The following is a 15,850-nucleotide window of genomic DNA, read 5'->3' as shown; positions in this document are numbered from 1 at the left end:
CCCCACTGTCGTGATCTCCACTGCTCGGGCTGCATGAGAGCTCACCCGCGGGGCGGACCTTCTGACAGACGTTTACGGCCCGGGCTTCGTTGGGCCGAGGTCGAGAACGAGTCAGGACTGTCAGAGCGATCATCTACTGTCAGGACCTAATTAGTTCTCAACTGACTTGCTGGCCCGATGACTTGCATGAGGTGTGCGACATGGATGTTCCGTACGAGGCACGACTGCGCGACATGCTGGCCGGCCTCCTGCCGCTCATCGAGCCGAGTCTTCGGTTGATTGGCACGGAGTACCCGCTGCCCAATGCTCATGGAACACGCGGGCGTGTAGACATCCTCGCCCGGGACGGGCACGGGTCGTGGGTGGTGATCGAATTGAAGCGATCCGACTCGACCTCGGCCCGTGCTCTTCATGAGGTCACGAAGTACGCCGAGCTGTTGCAGCAAGAGTTGGGGCTCCGCAAGGACCGCATCCGCGCGATGATCGTCTCCACCACTTGGCACGAACTGCGTGTTCCGGTGAGCAACATGGCGAGAGACTGGTCCCACGATCTCCGCGGGTACCAACTCACATTGGACGACAACGGCGTTCCTGTTCGTGCAGACCGAGTGGAATTCCTCGAAGCGGCGGTACCGCCACAGGTAAGCCCACATCATTTCATCTACTTCTACAACTCCCCAGAGGAGCGAGCGGCTGGCTGGAACGAGATTCTGTCCACATCCGCCGAGGCGGGAGCGCATGATCTCCTCGCAGCAGACTTTCGACGCATCTCACAGAAAGACCTTGTGGTCGCACCGTACGGCCTCTATTTTGCAATCGGGCGTCTGGACCCCGATGAAGCGCCAGCATGGCTCGATGACAATGAGACGGATTCATACGAGGAAACTGGGGGATATCCCCTAGAATACTCGACCCTTTGCCACATCACCAGGCATGTCTTCGCAGCTGGCTATGACACAGCCCGCCCCGGCATGCTCAGACACCTGGCGGAGAACCCGCACTGGGAGATTGAGGGTTATCGGGCGGCAGGCGAATTCAAGAAGCGCACTTCACTGGACGAGCGAGATCTTTTCCGCGACCTGAACGGTGACGAAGGGGGAATCGGCGAAGTCCTCTACACAGGCTCCGCACGCACCACAGATCGTGGAAGGTGGCCGGCCTTCCGGGAGGAAAGTCGGATGTGTTTTGCAGGGAACCCCGATTGGGAGCGGCTCGTGGCACGGTGGTTGGACGACATCTCGACTGATGACGTGGAGCGCGATGTCATGCTCCACGTGTACAACCCCTGCGACCTGATTCGATCTCTGATACACGGGTGGCCTGACAAGCTCTCAGACCTTGTTCCTATGGTCTTTGGCACGGCGCTTACCCAGGACGGCGTCAACCGCACGATCCATGGCTCGCTCTATTGGGACGGCATTCCGCACACCAATGTGGCTGACCGGGTGAGGTTGGTGTATCGCGGTGCTACGCACTGGCAAACCCACCGACTCATGGATGCAGCCTGGGTCACCGATCTCGATCTCCTTAACCTTCTCGGTCTTCGTTACGTACTAATCGAGCAGATTGGGGGAAATCCATTGAACATTTCCGAGGCACACGAACTCCGACTCCACTTCGTACAGGACGCGGACCTCTGCACACTTCCGATCCCCTGTGAGGGGTCGCAGCTGCGCGACGCTGGCTGGAACGGCGCTTACTCGCTCGATACATTCCTGGAAAAGTACAGCGATCAGATCGACGCAATGATTTCGACATACCGATCAGGATTTCATTTCGGGCCCTGATGTTCCAAAGTGATCAGCCAGCGGGTCACCTCATGTGATCCACCATAATTTGGAGGCCATCGGGCCAAGCTCCTGGACAGTTGATATATGACAACGAAAATTGCCCGTCGAGAGCAATCTCAATGGCGCAAGTCCCTACTATAGAAAGCCGAATCCGGCGCCACCGCTTTGCCGGACGCGGCCATGCCGTCGGCCATCCTGGATGCAATCGGCATTCCAGCCGCCTCCGCCGTCACCGGCGCCTATGGGAATCCCTGTCACACTGCCATCTCGCTCAATAAACCGTACGACGCCCAGGCGCAGGCAGCGCCTGCAGTGCACCCTGATGCCCTCGCTGCCTGTGGCAGCGAGGGCATCAGTCGTCAGGCGGCACGGGCTGCGGGCAGCTGCGAGACCCACATCGCGACCTCGGTCAGGTGCTCCGGTTGCAGCCCGAGGCGCGGGTCGGGCTGAACAAGAAGGGTCGCCGTTCCCTTGGCGACGCGCTCCGCCGCCCAGCCGTGGTCGAGGTCGGTGAAATCGTCGTCGATCCAGACCGCGGGGGCATCCGCCAGCCAAGAGTCGACGTGGTCGCGCTTCCAGAGGTAGCCGTTGGGGTGGCTGGTGGCGATCTGGGGGCGCGGGAGGTCGACGTGCGGCAGAGACGGGAGGCCGAGGAGCGGTCCGATCAGTGTGGTGGCGTCCTGCTGCCAGCTGGTGCACCAGACGGGGGTGACCAGGCCGGTACGGATCACGTTCAAGAGCAGTCGGCCGTGGTCGGGGTGGAGCCAGACAGTGACCGGCTTGTCGGCGCTGCGGCCTGTGGGAACCACGTCGTAGCGCGCGTGTGTGGGCGGGGTGGTCCCGTCGGCAGCGGGGAAGGGTATGAGGACGCCATCGACGTCGAGGAGCAGATAGGGCAGGCGCATCGGTCCTCCAGAAGCCAGGTGTAAGCGAGGGTCAAAGCTTGCGGGCGCGGATCAGCAGGGTGGTGGGCCAGTGGCCTATGCGGGGGTCGTGGAACTCCTGCGCCGAGATGAGCCAGAAGCCGGCCTGGCTGAGGTGCCTCGCCCAGCGGTCGGCGTCGAAGTCCCAGCGGGCGATGGGCAGTCGGGTGCGGTCGGGGAGGGTGACGTAGTCCCGGCGGGGCCGGTCGTCGACGGTGGGTCGCAAGCCGGCGCGCCGAGGGTGGGGGACGGAGAAGGCGAGGGTGCGCCCGGGTTTGAGGCGCTGGGCAATGTCCGGGAGCAGAAGCTCGGGGGCTACCAGACCGATGGCTCCGAAGACGGAGTAGATGGCGTCGAAGTGTTCGTCGGAGGCTTGCAGGTAGTGCAGGGCGTGACCGGCGACGAAGGTCAGGTTGTTGAGCCGACCGTAGTGGGAACGGGCTCGGCGGACTTGCAGGCCAACCAGGTCGACGCCTGTGACGTGGGCGCCGTAGCGCGTGGCAAGGTGGGCGGCGTTGTGGCCGGGGCCGCAGCCAAGTTCCAGCAGCCGCTTGCGGCGCAGGTCTGAGCCGAGAATCTCAGCTCCGGGCCCGCTGCCCGGCCGCGTTGTCCATTCCATCCGGGCGGGTACCGACAGCGGCTCGGCGGGGCTGGCCGTAGTGCGCTGGAGGGCGTGGACGTACCACGGGGAAGTCTGGGCGAGCACGTCAGACCTCCAGGAGGTGGAGGACGTCGGTGAGGTGGCGGCGTACCGCCTTGATGTAGCCGGGGTCGGTGGCTGGGTCGTTGATCCAGCGGATGGACTGTTCCATGAACCACTCGACGGCCCACATGCGGTGCCAGCCCAGCGCCCAGTTCTCGGCGGTGAGTCCGCCGCGCTGGGTGAGAGCGTCCGGGGTGCCGCCAGCGGTGACGTACTGCTCCAGGAAGACCCGCAGGCGTACGGGGTCAGGGGCGTCGAGGGTGCCGTGCCAACTGGCCAGGTCGAGCAGGCCCGGGCCGGTGAAGGCGCGGGCAAAGTCCAGCAGCCGCCAGCCGTGTTGGCCAATGTGGAGGCTGGTGGGGTGGAACTCGGAGTGCACCCAGCCGAACGGCGCCACCGTCGTACCGGCCGACCGGGCCTTGGCGGCCTGAGCGATCCGGTCGAGCGCGTCCTCGATGTCGTCCGTGTCTTGCCAGCGCTCGGCCTTGCGGAGGTGGGCGAGGTGTTCCAGGGCCCGGTTCGGCAGTGAGCGGAGGCGGACCTGGTCGAGGACGGGCAAAGCGGCAGCCGTACGGGTGCCGTGCAGGACCACGGCGGCGGCGGTGCCGTCGAGGTCGTCGGCGTCGCGGACGGCGGGGCCGAGGTCTTCCATGAGCATGCCGAGCCAGCCGTCCAGGACGGCGGAGGCGTGGACCTGCGGGACGGGGACGCCGAGCGTATTTGCCAGACGGAGGGACTGATCCTCGCTGTCGAAGGGCCGCTTCGCGTACTTGAAGATCGCGGTGCTGGTGTCGGGGAAGGTCAGGCGCTCGACACCGGACATGGACCACACGCGCACCTCCTCGCGCGCGGCGGTGGTCCGTCCGGCCATGGTGAGCAGGTTGTCGAGGAGTTCGACGCTGGGGTTCGCGGTCACGTGGGGGCTCCATGGAGGTTGGGGGCATCCGGGGCGGGCGAGAGATGCCAGCCCGCCCCGGAGCCTGGTGTGCGGTGTTACGCGGCAGGGCTCACGCGATGGGCGTAGACCTGCTCGATCCAGCCGGACTTGAAGGCCGCGAGGTCGTCGCGGAAGGCGGTCATCGACGCACCGTAGGGCGCGACGACGCCGCCGGACTGGTCCGGCACGGACTGGCAGCCGTGCACGAGGCGGCCGCCGAGGGCGGCGTGGGCCTTGATAGACTCGATGCGGCGGTGCTCGTTGAACCAGCCGCCGTGGTAGACCTCGTCGAGCGTCCCGCCCATCTCGTCGTCCAGGTCGAAGACGACGGAGGTGGCGGCGGGGAAGAACCAGCACGGGCCGACGTTGGAGATGTGCCCGTCCAGCTCCACCTTGTTCAGCGCCATCAGTGTGGCCGCCTCGCGCAGCATTCGCAGGTGCTCGGCGGTGATCTGCGGCAGGCCGAGGTTGGCGAGGTGCTCGTCGCGGAACAGGTAGGCGTACACCTCGTAGGCGGTGGACAGGACTCGGGCGGCGTCTGAGGTAGAGGCGGCGTGGGCCTTGATGAAGTCCAACGCGAGCTGCTCGACCGCACTCTCGGTCGTCTCCTCCACGTCCAGGAGCTGGGACTTGACCAGCTCCCAATCGGCGACGAGCCAGGTGTCGGACTCGAAGCGGAAGAAGTACTCGGCCGGGTCGATGGTGATGCGCCGGCCGTCGACCTGGATGCCGGGCAACCGGCTCCAGCGCTCGTCGAACGCCTCAGGCAGTACGACCGTGATGGCGGCCTTGGTGTCGATGGTGGTCACCGTGTCTCCGTCTCTGATCGGCCGGGCTCGGGCACAGGAATGCCCGAGCCCGGTGTAGGCGTACGGAACTTCGAGGGCCGCCCGGCCGAAGGGGGAAGCCTGGTCACGGTGTTGGACTGGGGCCGGGCGGCTGATGATTAGTGAACCCTCCGTCACGCACAGTGGGTACGGTGAGAGGCAGTTGAAGCGGTATACGCGGTTTACAGCTCCGGAGCGGAGGCGATCGTGGCAGCGCCGAAAGGGTCCAACTCCCGCTTGCGTGACGTCATCGAGGCGATCGGCTGCACCTACGAGGCTCTGGCGAAGGACATCCGGCGCATCGCGGCCGAGAACGGCGAGACCCTTCAAACCAACAAGTCGGCCGTCTCGCACTGGGTGAGCGGCGCACGCCAGCCGACCGGACGGACCGGCCAATACCTCGCTGAGGCGCTGTCCCGCCGAGCAGGCCGCACCATCACCCTCGTCGAGATCGGTCTTCGCGCACCCGAAATTGCGGTGTCGGAGGAGCCCGATCCGGTTCTGGCCGCCACCGATCTGGGCCGAGCCGACGTCGAACGCCGCCGCTTCCTCGCCGTCGCCGCCTTCACCACGGCTGGCGTGGCCATGCCGCTCCTCTACGACCACGAGGCCACCGCCCGCATGCTGCGGGCCCGAACCGGCAGCTCGCTGGTCGGAATTGAGGACGTAGATGTCGTACGGCAGATCACCGCGGCCTTCAGCGCGGCCGACGAACGCCTCGGCGGCGGCCACGGCCTGACCACCGTCACCGCCTACCTGGCCGACACCGCCGCGCCCATGCTCCGCGGACGCTTCCCGAACGAAGCCCTACGGCAGGCCGCCTTCGGAGCCGTTGCCGAACTCGCCTACCTCGCCGGGTGGAAGCACCACGACCTCGGCCAAGAAGGCGCCGCCCAGCGCTACTACCAGGTCGGCTACCAACTCGCCTGCGAAGCCGACCCCCGCGGTCACGCCGCCTGGATGATGCGCGCCCTCGCCCATCAAGCCCTCAGTCTCAAGCAGCCCCACCACTGCGTCGACCTCGTCGAAGGCGCCCTCACCCGCGGCCTGGGCCACGTCGACGGCCAGACCGAGGCGCTACTACACATCACCCACGCCCGCGCCTACGCCGCGGTCGGCGCGAAGCCCGCGGCGGCCCGCTCTCTGCTCGCCGCCGAAGACGCCCTCCTACGCGACGACGGCCCCCAGCCCAGCTACTCCCGCGTCAGTGGCCCGGCCGCCGGCACCGTCGCCAGCCACACCGCCCGCACCCTGACCGACCTCGCCGACCACGTCGGCACCGAGCAACAACATCGCGATGCCCTGGTGCGCTGGGACCCGGAGAAGTACAAGCGCGTCCACGCCCTCACCTACGCCGACCTCGGTGACAGCCTGGCCGCCCAGGCCCGCGCCGACGAAGCCGTAGCTGCCTGGTCACGGGCCCTGATGTTGATGGAGGGCATGACGTCCGACCGCACCCGCAAGGCGATCACCTCTCTCCGCTCCACCCTCTCCATCTACCAGCGCCGAAAAGTGCCCGGAGCCGCTGAGCTCGCCCGCCGCGCACGCGAAGCGCTGGCCTAATTAGTCCTGTTCCTCTTCTCGGTTAGACCGTAGTAGGTCACCCTCTACGATCTGGCGAATGCGCTTCTCGTACGGGTCATACCGGAAGGTGCCGCCGGGAGGGCTCAGCGTGAGTAGATCGTGGGCCACGACGAGCAGTGACAACAGAAGGCGGTTTACGTCGGACGTGGACACCTCAGAGTGGAGCCCCTTGTTGCTCAGGTTATCCAGCCGATCAATCCTGTTTCCAAGATCCTCAATATTCGCCATGAGGAGCTGCCGCGTCGTTTCGGAGGTTACATTTTCAGCAATGTACGCCCACAGTCGATTTCGGTACTCCGGCCTTCCGACCTTCCGGCCATTGACCTTTCCATCGCGCGGCGGATAGAGGCAGTCAGCCAGCTTTTCTGTGAACCTCCTACAAGAAAGGGAGACGTGCGCCAACCCCTCGGAAGACTCGTGATTCTCGAAAGCCTTCAAGGCCCCGTGAAGCCGCTCCATCAGGTTTGGGTCAGCATCTGCGCACCTGATCAGCGTCTCACCGAGCGCAGATGAGAACTGACCCAAGATCAGTTCGTCTAGCTCCCCCAGCCTGCGAAAATCCTCCATCTCCTGAAAAGGGTCAAAGATTGTCTCCCGCACCCCAGAGTCCTCCCATTGGACATCTGCGAAGATTCCGGAAGCCTTCCATTCCTTAAATTCACCGTGATCCCGGTTGTCCTCGGCTTCCGTCTCCCATTTGCGATGGAACACATAGAGGGAGTCTTCAAAGATTCGGAATCGGGTAGGCATCGAATTCAGGAAAACGACCATGTGCGAGGGCACAGACGGAATGACTTCAACCGCCCCCAGGTACCAGTCAGCCCCTCTCAGCCGTACGTGCATCGCGCGCGCATCAGCCGGAGTCAGGGAGTCAATCGCGATACCTGCAATCCTGGTACTCCCTGCCTTCTCGGTCAATTCTGGGACGGAAAACGTGCTCCACACCGCCCAGCGCTCGCCAAGAATACTCTCCACCGCGTCGGAAATTTTGGTCCTCTTCTCTCCCCCGAGGTCCCACAGGAGAAGCGTTCCGAGGCTGATACGGGCGTGTCGCCTATGCCTAGGCGTGGAGGCCACGTATGCGCGTAGTACGGATTCGCGAATGACCGGCCACCCCCACGCGCCACCGTCACTCCAGCTCTCATCCACAAGGAAGCAGACCCTCATATGTCCCTCACTCCATGCCCATTGCCGCATACCGCCCCCAAATCATAGGACTCGTGGTGAACGTCCAGCCAGGCGTTTTACGAAGGCAGGCAGCCGCTCTTTAGCCTCGATCTTGCATCACGGTCCGCCGACGGAGTCGGTGGACCGTTTCGCTTTCTGTGGCCAACCTCGGGCTTTCATGAGAGGTGCCGTCCGGCAGGTGGTCGGGAAAGAAGAAAGTGTCCCTGAGCTGCAACGATAGGACTTGCTGAAGGTCCTGTACGTGGTAGCGAAAGAGGCACTTCCCAGGTGAAGAAAGCTAGCGGGTCCTACCCGCGTGTCCGTGTCGGAAGTGGCGGTCGCGGGGTGGTTGCCCGGGCCGGTTCGGTGCTGCGCGTCGAGACGGTCCGCAAGTCCGGCCTGGACAGCGCGATATCGGCGTCGCTTGCGCCATGGCGCAAGCGACGGGCTGTACACGATCCGGGAAAGATCCCGCTGGATGTGGCCCTGGCCGTCGCGCTCGGCGGCGATTATCTGTCCGACGTCGGCATGCTGCGGGCCGAGCCGGCGGTGTTCGGTCCGGTGGACTCCGACCCGACGGTCTCCCGTCTCGTCGACCCGCTCGACGCGTCCGGGCCGAAGGCGCTCACCGCGATCCGCGCCGCGCGAGGCTCGCCGTTGAGAGGTCAAGAAGCTCCGCTTGCGGCTGTTCTCCGCCGCCGCCCAGCTCGTCACCACCGGCTGCCGCCGCTGGCTCCGCTTCCCCACCCGATGGCCCTGGAACGACCTCATCACCCACGCGACCGACAGGCACCACACCCTGCCAAACCCCGGCTGACCAGTAATTTCGAACGTCCCGACAACCCTCACCACCCCACCGACGAAGTGGAACCCGGCTCCCACCCGACACGAAAGCCGAGCCTCCAGCCTTCCTCAGCCTCGAAAAGGCCCCACCACACAGGCACAAAGCCCCGTCAGTAAGCTGACGGAGACTCATGAACGGTCGAGGCTAAGCTGCCCCCATCCGGCCGACGAAGGGACACAAGCCGTGGCTAAGCGGACCACCGACGAGCAGCCCAAAGCTCTGCCGCCCGCCCTCGAATCCATGACCCTGCTAGTCGCCGCCGTCATCGTCCACGACAAGGCAACCAACCGCGTCGTCCTCCTCCAGCGCAGCCAGAACGCCAAGTTCGCCCAGGGCATGTGGGACCTCCCCGTCGGTAAGAGCGAACCAGGCGAGCCCATCACCGAAACCGCCGTACGCGAGCTGTACGAAGAGACCGGCCTGACCGTGAAGCCGGAGGCCCTGAAGGTCGCCCACATCATCCACGGCGCCTGGGGCGTCGAAGCCCCAAACGGATTCCTCACGGTCGTCTTCGCCGCCCACGAATGGGTCGGCGAACCCGAAAACCGCGAACCTCGCAAGCACGCCCAGGTCCGCTGGGTCGACGCCGACGCCATCCCCGAAAACTTCGTGGACACCACGTCAAGTGCCCTCCACCATTACCTAGGGGGAGGCTCAGCGGTCTCCCTTGACGGCTGGCAATAGCAGCCCGACTATTTTAAGGGCATCCGTGCGCAATAGGCGTACGCCAGCCAAGGTCGTTCGCGCGTAATCAAGGCACCAAGGGCGTTTCCTCCCTGCTCAATGCCATCGCGCGTTCCAGTCGCCGAATGCAAACCCTCGCAATTTGCCGCCCCTTGCCGGCGCGACGTACCCGCATGATCGGCCATTCCCGCAGCCCGGAAGTCTCACAAGAGATCGGGCAGACCCTGAACCATCACCTGCTATACGGCGCCAATCCCTCATTTCCGGCGACGACCAAGGAATCGACGAGCATTTGCCACTCGTCCAATTCACCGATTTCTTCGGCCGTCCTGCGAATTTCCTTGAGCCAGTTGTTCGAGAGCCACGAACGCTTGACCGTGACACGTCCATCTTGAATGCAGAGGTCAGAAACCCAATACACGCCACGGGTAGCCTGCACTTCCTCCGGGAGCTTCCGCAGGATGCCGATGAGCGCGTCGACGGACTGGGCCTCCCCGCGAGCAGTCGGCAGCCAATCGTCGATCGATTCAACTAGGTCCTCAGCGCGGACCCAGTCGACGGGTTCGCCGACGACCTCGTTGTACAGGCCCTGGGTCCACGGAAGAGGGTCCGGCAGCAGGGCAGCGGCAGCCCAATCGCCCCAATGATGGTCACGGTAGGGGCTCGAGTCATCATTTAGGTAGCCAATAGCATGGCGCAGCAACGACGGCCAGACACCTCGCGCAGCTTCAGCCAAGCGTTCGTTCTCTGCACCTGCCGCGGCAAGACCGTGGAGAAAATTCGACATCAGCCCTGCATCTGCGCGAAGGACGTCGAGGTGTTCGAGCACCGGTCCGACGTCACCGTCCTTCGCGAAGCATTCAAGCAGGGCCCGTGCGGCGACAAGGGTGTGCGTCCCGCGGTCGTCCGCGGTCCAGCCCTCCTTCTCGTGCACAACCATGGCACGTCGCTCAACGTCGAGAAACGCGGCGAGGAGCATAGCTGCGTCGTCGGTGCAACAGTGGTCCGCCGACGCAGCTGCCCCGAGCCCGCGAATGGCCGCGTCCAGAACCGCGATATCAACGCAGTCACCCGATAGTTCCTGGAGCCGTTCGGTAACGTCGCCAGAAATCTGGACATTCGGCCGTCGCTGACCGTCCTGGTCCCACGGACCGATTTCTGCGCCACGGGCGGTCTCAAGCAGCCAGTTCAACGCGGTCCGGTGGATGCAAGAGTCGTAGTGGCATGGGGACCTCCAGACGACATCGCATCCACGCGCCAGGTACAGCCGAGTCTCCAAGGACGCCTTGCCTGCCATCAGATGGCCAGCCTCGGCAACATCTTCGATCGAGCCGCTGGCCGCTTCCAGCGGCCCTGCCAGTGCGGGTGTGAGAAACGCCGGCAAGGCTTGAGCCACAGCTCGGTCGGCACCAAGATCGAAGAACTGGCCTTCGTGACGTTGGTCCTCGGCCTCCCGGAACAACAATGCGATTCCGATGACGAACTCAGTTACGAACTGCTCTTCGTTGCCCAGCGCCTCCATATCACCAGCGGCGGCTCGTTCGACCGCAGCTCGAACGACATGGGCAACGGCGTCCACAGGCCGACTCGGCATCAGGTCTTCATCGGCTTCGACCAAGGCACGTCCTGCCGCCAGGTCCGCAGCGATCTCCTCCGACGAGGGCGGCACGTACTCGGCGTCGTGCTTGGTCGAGCCCCAGTACCGATTCTGCAGGCGCAGGCTGGTCTGCACGACCTCCTGGTGAGCCGCGTGCGCTTCTTGCGCTGCTTGCAGCTCAAGCGGTGGTTCGACCTCGATGTAGACCTCATCACCATGCTGCTTAACCCGATATTGCTCCGGGTCCAGGGTAGCGGCCCAGTTCTTCGTACGCTCCTGGCTAATGCTCAGCCGGTCGCCGTTCTCGACAAGCTTGTCGGCGACCTTCTTCAAAGCCTGGGCACGCTCCTTCCCGCCGTGCACCATCAGCCACATGGCTACCTCACGCGGCGTCCACTGGCGACGTTCAAGGTTTGCGAGTCCTTCAGTTGCTGCACGCAGCCCTACGTACTCACTCGTCCTGCGGCCAAACTCCAGCTCCCATACCACAGGTTCGGCGAGGAAAAGGTCGAGCTCGGTGCCGACTTTCTCAATGTGGCGCACTAGCAGACCGAATAGCATCCCCGGAATCGCCAGGTTTTCGCAGCCGTTCAAGAGGGCCTCGACAACCACCCTCGGTGATGCCCCCTGACTCAACCATGTGTCAGCAAGACGTTCCATCGCCTGGAGCGCGCTCATAGCCGAGTATGGGCCAACTGACGTGCCCCGGTACCAGCTCCACACGTGGCTGTCGCCGACGTACAGGCGGGCGGTGCCGTCAAGGTTCAGAACCGCACCGCGGTCTTCACCCTCTGCGCTATCTGTCTCGCCATCGGCGCTTTCGTCCCGGGCCCGGACGGGCCCAGCAAACGCGTCAGGTGAACTAAGCCGCGACAGCGTCGCTACGCGCGCCCGAGCACCGCTGTTCAGGACGTCGTTCAACACCCGCACCGATGTCGGCAACGGCGCTGTCTGGAACAGCTGCCAGAACCCACCGAAGTAGTACTGGAAGAAGGGTGCTCCGAAACCGGTCCATCGGCCCTGATGCCCTCGGACACCCTCATCTCGGTGCCAGCTGGGCTGATCGTCGATGTAGTAGGCCGCCATCAACGTCGCCAATAGCTCTGGGTCTTTCTGCGCCAAGGCTCGGGCGCTCAACGGCGAGTCCACAGCCGGAGCCAGGAACGCTGGCGCATCGTCCGCGATGGCCCGAAGGCATGCTTCGGCGGCATCATCGATGTCCGGGCCGAGCAGGGCCAACGTTTCGACGAACTCTTCCTTCGTCAGGTGGTAATCCAGCTCGCGTCGGCGTCGCCGACGCTGCGACCTCCACCCAGACGGTATGTCCCCGCTGATTTTGCGTAGAGGGAACGAGTTCCAGTAGGCAAGGAGACGGTCCCGAAGCCGGACTCGTAGTTCGTTTCCAGCCGTAACGTCCGCTAGGGACAGGGCTTGCAGCCAGTCCGCGAGCAGTTCGAACGACTCCTTCGACACGTCCCACGGCTTTTTGTCATCGAGGAGAAGTTGCACAACCGGGTTCGTGACCAGACGGTCGACCAGCCCGTTCACCTTATGCCGCTGCTGAACAACTCGAACCACGTCGCCGAGCACCAGGCCGACCGCCTGATCCGTGCACGCTGACTTCAGGCATTCGTACGCGTATGGAGTCGCCAGAACCGCCTCCACCGGAACATCACTCCACCGGGGTCCGCGTGCTGCCGCGAACACCTCAAACTGCGAGCGCAGTTCGACGAACTTCCGGACGGGCCGAGCGTCCGGTGCTTTCAGTAGTCCCTCGCACGCAAGAGTGGTGGCCGACAGCGCCCACCGGGGCGCTCCCGCTGCCTGCAGCAACTCGGCGGGGCTCTGACCACGGACGAGAAGGATGGCGGTCGCGTACCGTCGGACTTCGTCATGTGCAAAGTCCGGCTGGTTCCGATACCGGCTCGGTGGCGCGAGCAGATGATCCCGACGCAGCGCGTCGACCGCTGCGGCATCAACGCCTGCGCCAGGTCGACGGTCCTGGGGCAGCTTCATGGTCTCTGCGGCTACCGCGAGCAGTGTCTGTTCGCGTGCCTCCGCCGAGCCGACACCGGGCCGCCCATCGCCCCGTACAATCCTGCTCCACACCAGATCAAGGCATTCCCACTCACCCAGTGAGCTATCTGGCTCCGCCCCGGTTCGAGCCAGAAGATCCAGTACAATGGGCCTTCTCAGCAGCGAGTTCACGGGCAGGTCTCGCAGGACCGTACGCAAAAGCGGAAAGTGGTCTGAGACGACGGATATGTCCTCATCGCCCAACGGCCGCATCTCAAAAGACGAAATGGACTTCGGGAACCCCAGCTCCACCTGCTCCCGCACGAAACCCAGTGCCACGTCAGATGTCACCGCAACGAGCCCAACACCCGCCGCAGCCGCTGCCAGCACCAGGTCACTCAACAGGCCAGCAGACCGCTCCAGAGCAGCATCAGCCGCGTCGATGACCAGTACTCGAGAAGGTGCCGATATCTCCGCGAGCACGTCCTCCAGCGAAACCCCGAGCGCAGCTCGCAGCTCCAAACTCGACTGCGGCATGCCACGGAAGTTCACCACCACCGCCTGGAACCCGGCGGGGTCTGCGGCTTCCAACTCTGCAACGGCCGACAGAGTCAGCGCGCTCTTACCGATGCCCGACTCGCCAGATACCAACAAAGCCGAAGCACGGGTACCGGCCTCGCGCAGGGCATCAGCGAGTCGTTCGCGGCGGTCGGCGAACGAGATCTCGACCGGCCCTCCGGACGACTCGTCACCGATAGTGGCCCGCACACCGGCAACGGCCAACTTGCGTTGCTCAGCAAGCACCGACCACGCATGCCGACTTCGAGTCGCAGCCGAGTCCAAGACCACGTGAATGTCACGGCGGAGCACCTTGAGGTCCACCACAGCGCCAGTCGCGTCGTAGCGGGTTGCCTCGACCTCGAGACGGTCCCGGACCACCACCCCGTCGGCGGCAGCCGAGGCCACGCTGTCCAGCGACGTCGCGACCGCTGTGCGGTCGCCTTCGTCAGGGCTCTGAACCGCAAAACCGAGGATGTGCAGCCGGCCAAGCAGCCGCCACTCCAGCCGCAGGATCTCTTCCTGCGTTGTGTCGTCTTCGACGACCTTCTCGACCATCTCCAGAAAATACTCATGCCGCTTACGCACCGGCTTGGACCAGCGGCGATCGACGTCCATGGACGCTTGGAACGACTCCGGGTCGGCATGAGCACGCGCGATGCCGCAGAGCGTTGCGAGCTGGTCCCACTGATCGGACCGACCGGCGGTCGCTACGGCGACCTGGTGAGTGTCGGCGTCGAACCTCTCGACCTCGGCGAGCATGGACCCGACGAGCTTCACCGTGTCGCCATGGCTCTGGACGAAGTTCGGCGTTGCTCGACATGCCACGGCAAGGATGACCTCGGCTGCCGCATCGCCGCATTCGATCAGAAGATCGTCCACCGGGTGCGCCGGACCGGTTTGGAACGACACCCTCCGGACCGGCAGCTCAGATACCTCCGCCCGTCGTGCGCCAGTCAACATGCCAGCGAGATAGACAGCCGCGACGCGGTGCGCGAACGAAACACCACCACCGCCGGTCGCATAGGTGCTCGATCCTCGCTCAGTTTCACCGGCTGCAGCGATGTCGCCTCCGGCGGTCGCAACCTTGGGAGCAGCAGCGGGTCCAGATGCCGTCTCACCCCGGGGCCGAGCAGCATCCGGTGCAACAGACTCGTCCATATGTTCCTCGGTGGCATCGTGCTATCAGCGGCCGTACGGCTCACCGTAGCGGAGCGTCCAGAACCGTGCAGTGATATCGCATCCGTCCCGGCCCAGTCCGCACACAGTCCGCAGAACACCCGATCAGGACCGCCGCCCCCCATCGCCACCCATCACCAAAAGGCCAGGTCAGCGCCCCACAGGAAAGATCCCCGCAGGTCACCGACCCGGCCCGTTACTAGGAGACCAAGAAGGCCTGATCCACCGGCTTCCTCTTGTCCGCCATGACCAGCGAGCGGTGCACCCTCGCAGGTCGGCGGCTCCCACGAAGGGGCCCGGCCGTGTCACCGGCCGGGCCCCTTCGGCGTTCCCGTCACCTCCCCGGCCCTCCGCCGGCAGGCCGCTGCGCTCGCCAACCCCTCGTCCGCGAAGGCCGGTCGTTCCTGGTGATCCCATGCCGAGGCCGTGGCTTTGCCCGGGGCGTAAACGCCTCAGGACGAGGCCCGGTTGTCAGTGCGCCGTGCGATGCTGTCGGCGTGGATCTGGAAGACCTGGTCCGGCTGCGGCGAGCCCGCGACCGGATGGACCGTGAGTACGCGCAGCCGCTGGACGTGCCGGCGCTCGCGCGGACGGCGCTGATGTCACCGGGGCACTTCCAGCGCAGCTTCCGTGCGGCGTACGGGGAGACGCCGTACGGCTATCTCATGACCCGCCGCATCGAGCGGGCCAAGGCTCTGCTGCGGCGCGGTGACCTGACCGTGACCGAAGTCTGCCTGGCCGTGGGGTGCACCTCGCTGGGGTCGTTCAGCTCGCGCTTCACGGAGCTGGTGGGCGAGACGCCGAGCGCGTACCGGGCCCGGTCGCACGAGCAGGGGGCGGCGATACCGCCGTGCGTGGCGAAGGGACTGACGCGCCCCCGCCGGGACCGGCCGGGCGCCACACAGACGGACCCTCGGACGCAGCTCTAGTGCCGCGGCAGGCAACGTTTGCCCGTTGAGGAGCGGCGTCGTGGGGGCACCTCCCGCTCGAGCGAAGCCGAGAGTGGGGGAGCGTGCTCTCGGCGTGCCGGCCGGAAGCCCT

The 15,850-nt window shown here is 65.0% G+C and carries 11 protein-coding genes and 1 pseudogene; 6 read left to right on the top strand and 6 right to left on the bottom strand.

Going from position 1 to position 15,850, the window contains the following annotated elements; genetic code table 11:
* The first annotated feature begins 200 nt into the window (after positions 1-200).
* The gene (locus BIV24_RS27330; protein ID WP_071369139.1) at positions 201-1,787 is read left to right on the top strand and encodes an endonuclease NucS domain-containing protein; all 1,587 of its coding nucleotides are present in this window, start codon (positions 201-203) and stop codon (positions 1,785-1,787) included.
* Between the two features lie 362 nt (positions 1,788-2,149).
* On the opposite strand, the gene BIV24_RS27325 is transcribed toward BIV24_RS27330, so the two are convergent.
* The 4 genes from BIV24_RS27325 to BIV24_RS27310 form a co-directional block, all read right to left on the bottom strand.
* A complete protein-coding gene (locus BIV24_RS27325) occupies positions 2,150-2,695 on the bottom strand; it encodes an HAD domain-containing protein (RefSeq protein WP_071369138.1) in 546 nt (181 codons plus the stop codon).
* A gap of 31 nt (positions 2,696-2,726) precedes the next feature.
* Positions 2,727-3,419 (bottom strand): class I SAM-dependent methyltransferase, encoded by a 693-nt coding sequence (locus BIV24_RS27320; RefSeq protein ID WP_071369137.1) that lies wholly within the window; start codon positions 3,417-3,419, stop codon positions 2,727-2,729.
* A 1-nt stretch (position 3,420) separates the two neighbouring features.
* Positions 3,421-4,332 carry a phosphotransferase family protein gene (locus tag BIV24_RS27315; protein WP_071369136.1) on the bottom strand — a complete coding sequence of 304 codons (912 nt, stop codon included), beginning with the start codon at positions 4,330-4,332 and terminating at the stop codon, positions 3,421-3,423.
* Positions 4,333-4,409: 77 nt separating this feature from the next.
* Positions 4,410-5,162, bottom strand: coding sequence for a hypothetical protein (locus BIV24_RS27310; protein ID WP_071369135.1), 753 nt, complete (start codon positions 5,160-5,162; stop codon positions 4,410-4,412).
* Between the two features lie 225 nt (positions 5,163-5,387).
* Here BIV24_RS27310 and BIV24_RS27305 point away from each other — a divergent pair, with 225 nt between their 5' ends.
* On the top strand, positions 5,388-6,743 hold the full coding sequence (locus tag BIV24_RS27305; protein ID WP_071369134.1) for an NsdA family TPR-like regulatory protein: 1,356 nt from the start codon (positions 5,388-5,390) through the stop codon (positions 6,741-6,743).
* Here the strand turns inward: BIV24_RS27305 and BIV24_RS27300 are convergent, their stop codons facing one another.
* Positions 6,744-7,931 (bottom strand): hypothetical protein, encoded by a 1,188-nt coding sequence (locus BIV24_RS27300; protein ID WP_071369133.1) that lies wholly within the window; start codon positions 7,929-7,931, stop codon positions 6,744-6,746.
* A gap of 288 nt (positions 7,932-8,219) precedes the next feature.
* Between BIV24_RS27300 and BIV24_RS32590 the strand changes: the two are divergent.
* The 3 genes and pseudogenes from BIV24_RS32590 to BIV24_RS27295 form a co-directional block, all read left to right on the top strand.
* Positions 8,220-8,609: pseudogene (locus tag BIV24_RS32590) on the top strand (transposase); the annotation flags it as partial.
* A 1-nt stretch (position 8,610) separates the two neighbouring features.
* Entirely contained in the window at positions 8,611-8,748 is a 138-nt protein-coding gene (locus tag BIV24_RS33645) for a hypothetical protein (RefSeq protein WP_107459746.1), read from the top strand.
* 210 nt (positions 8,749-8,958) lie between these two features.
* Positions 8,959-9,459: an NUDIX domain-containing protein gene (locus BIV24_RS27295; RefSeq protein WP_071369132.1), complete on the top strand. Its 501-nt coding sequence runs from the start codon at positions 8,959-8,961 to the stop codon at positions 9,457-9,459.
* A gap of 232 nt (positions 9,460-9,691) precedes the next feature.
* On the opposite strand, the gene BIV24_RS27290 is transcribed toward BIV24_RS27295, so the two are convergent.
* The gene (locus tag BIV24_RS27290) at positions 9,692-14,791 is read right to left on the bottom strand and encodes an ATP-binding protein (RefSeq protein ID WP_218149341.1); all 5,100 of its coding nucleotides are present in this window, start codon (positions 14,789-14,791) and stop codon (positions 9,692-9,694) included.
* Between the two features lie 560 nt (positions 14,792-15,351).
* Here BIV24_RS27290 and BIV24_RS27285 point away from each other — a divergent pair.
* A complete protein-coding gene (locus BIV24_RS27285; protein WP_425442597.1) occupies positions 15,352-15,738 on the top strand; it encodes a helix-turn-helix transcriptional regulator in 387 nt (128 codons plus the stop codon).
* Positions 15,739-15,850 lie beyond the last annotated feature (112 nt).

The sequence above is a fragment of the Streptomyces colonosanans genome (assembly GCF_001866645.1).
Lineage (GTDB): Bacteria > Actinomycetota > Actinomycetes > Streptomycetales > Streptomycetaceae > Streptomyces > Streptomyces colonosanans.
Note: the sequence above shows the minus strand (reverse complement) of the source record. Positions and strands in the feature narration are given on the sequence as shown.

Bases quoted from the DNA above. Each gene is read 5' to 3' on its own strand.
- BIV24_RS27330 (WP_071369139.1), top strand. From the start codon at position 201: ATGGATGTTCCGTACGAGGCACGACTGCGCGACATGCTGGCCGGCCTC.
- BIV24_RS27325 (WP_071369138.1), bottom strand. From the start codon at position 2,695: ATGCGCCTGCCCTATCTGCTCCTCGACGTCGATGGCGTCCTCATACCC.
- BIV24_RS27300 (WP_071369133.1), bottom strand. From the start codon at position 7,931: ATGAGGGTCTGCTTCCTTGTGGATGAGAGCTGGAGTGACGGTGGCGCG.
- BIV24_RS27290 (WP_218149341.1), bottom strand. From the start codon at position 14,791: ATGGACGAGTCTGTTGCACCGGATGCTGCTCGGCCCCGGGGTGAGACG.
- BIV24_RS27285 (WP_425442597.1), top strand. From the start codon at position 15,352: ATGGACCGTGAGTACGCGCAGCCGCTGGACGTGCCGGCGCTCGCGCGG.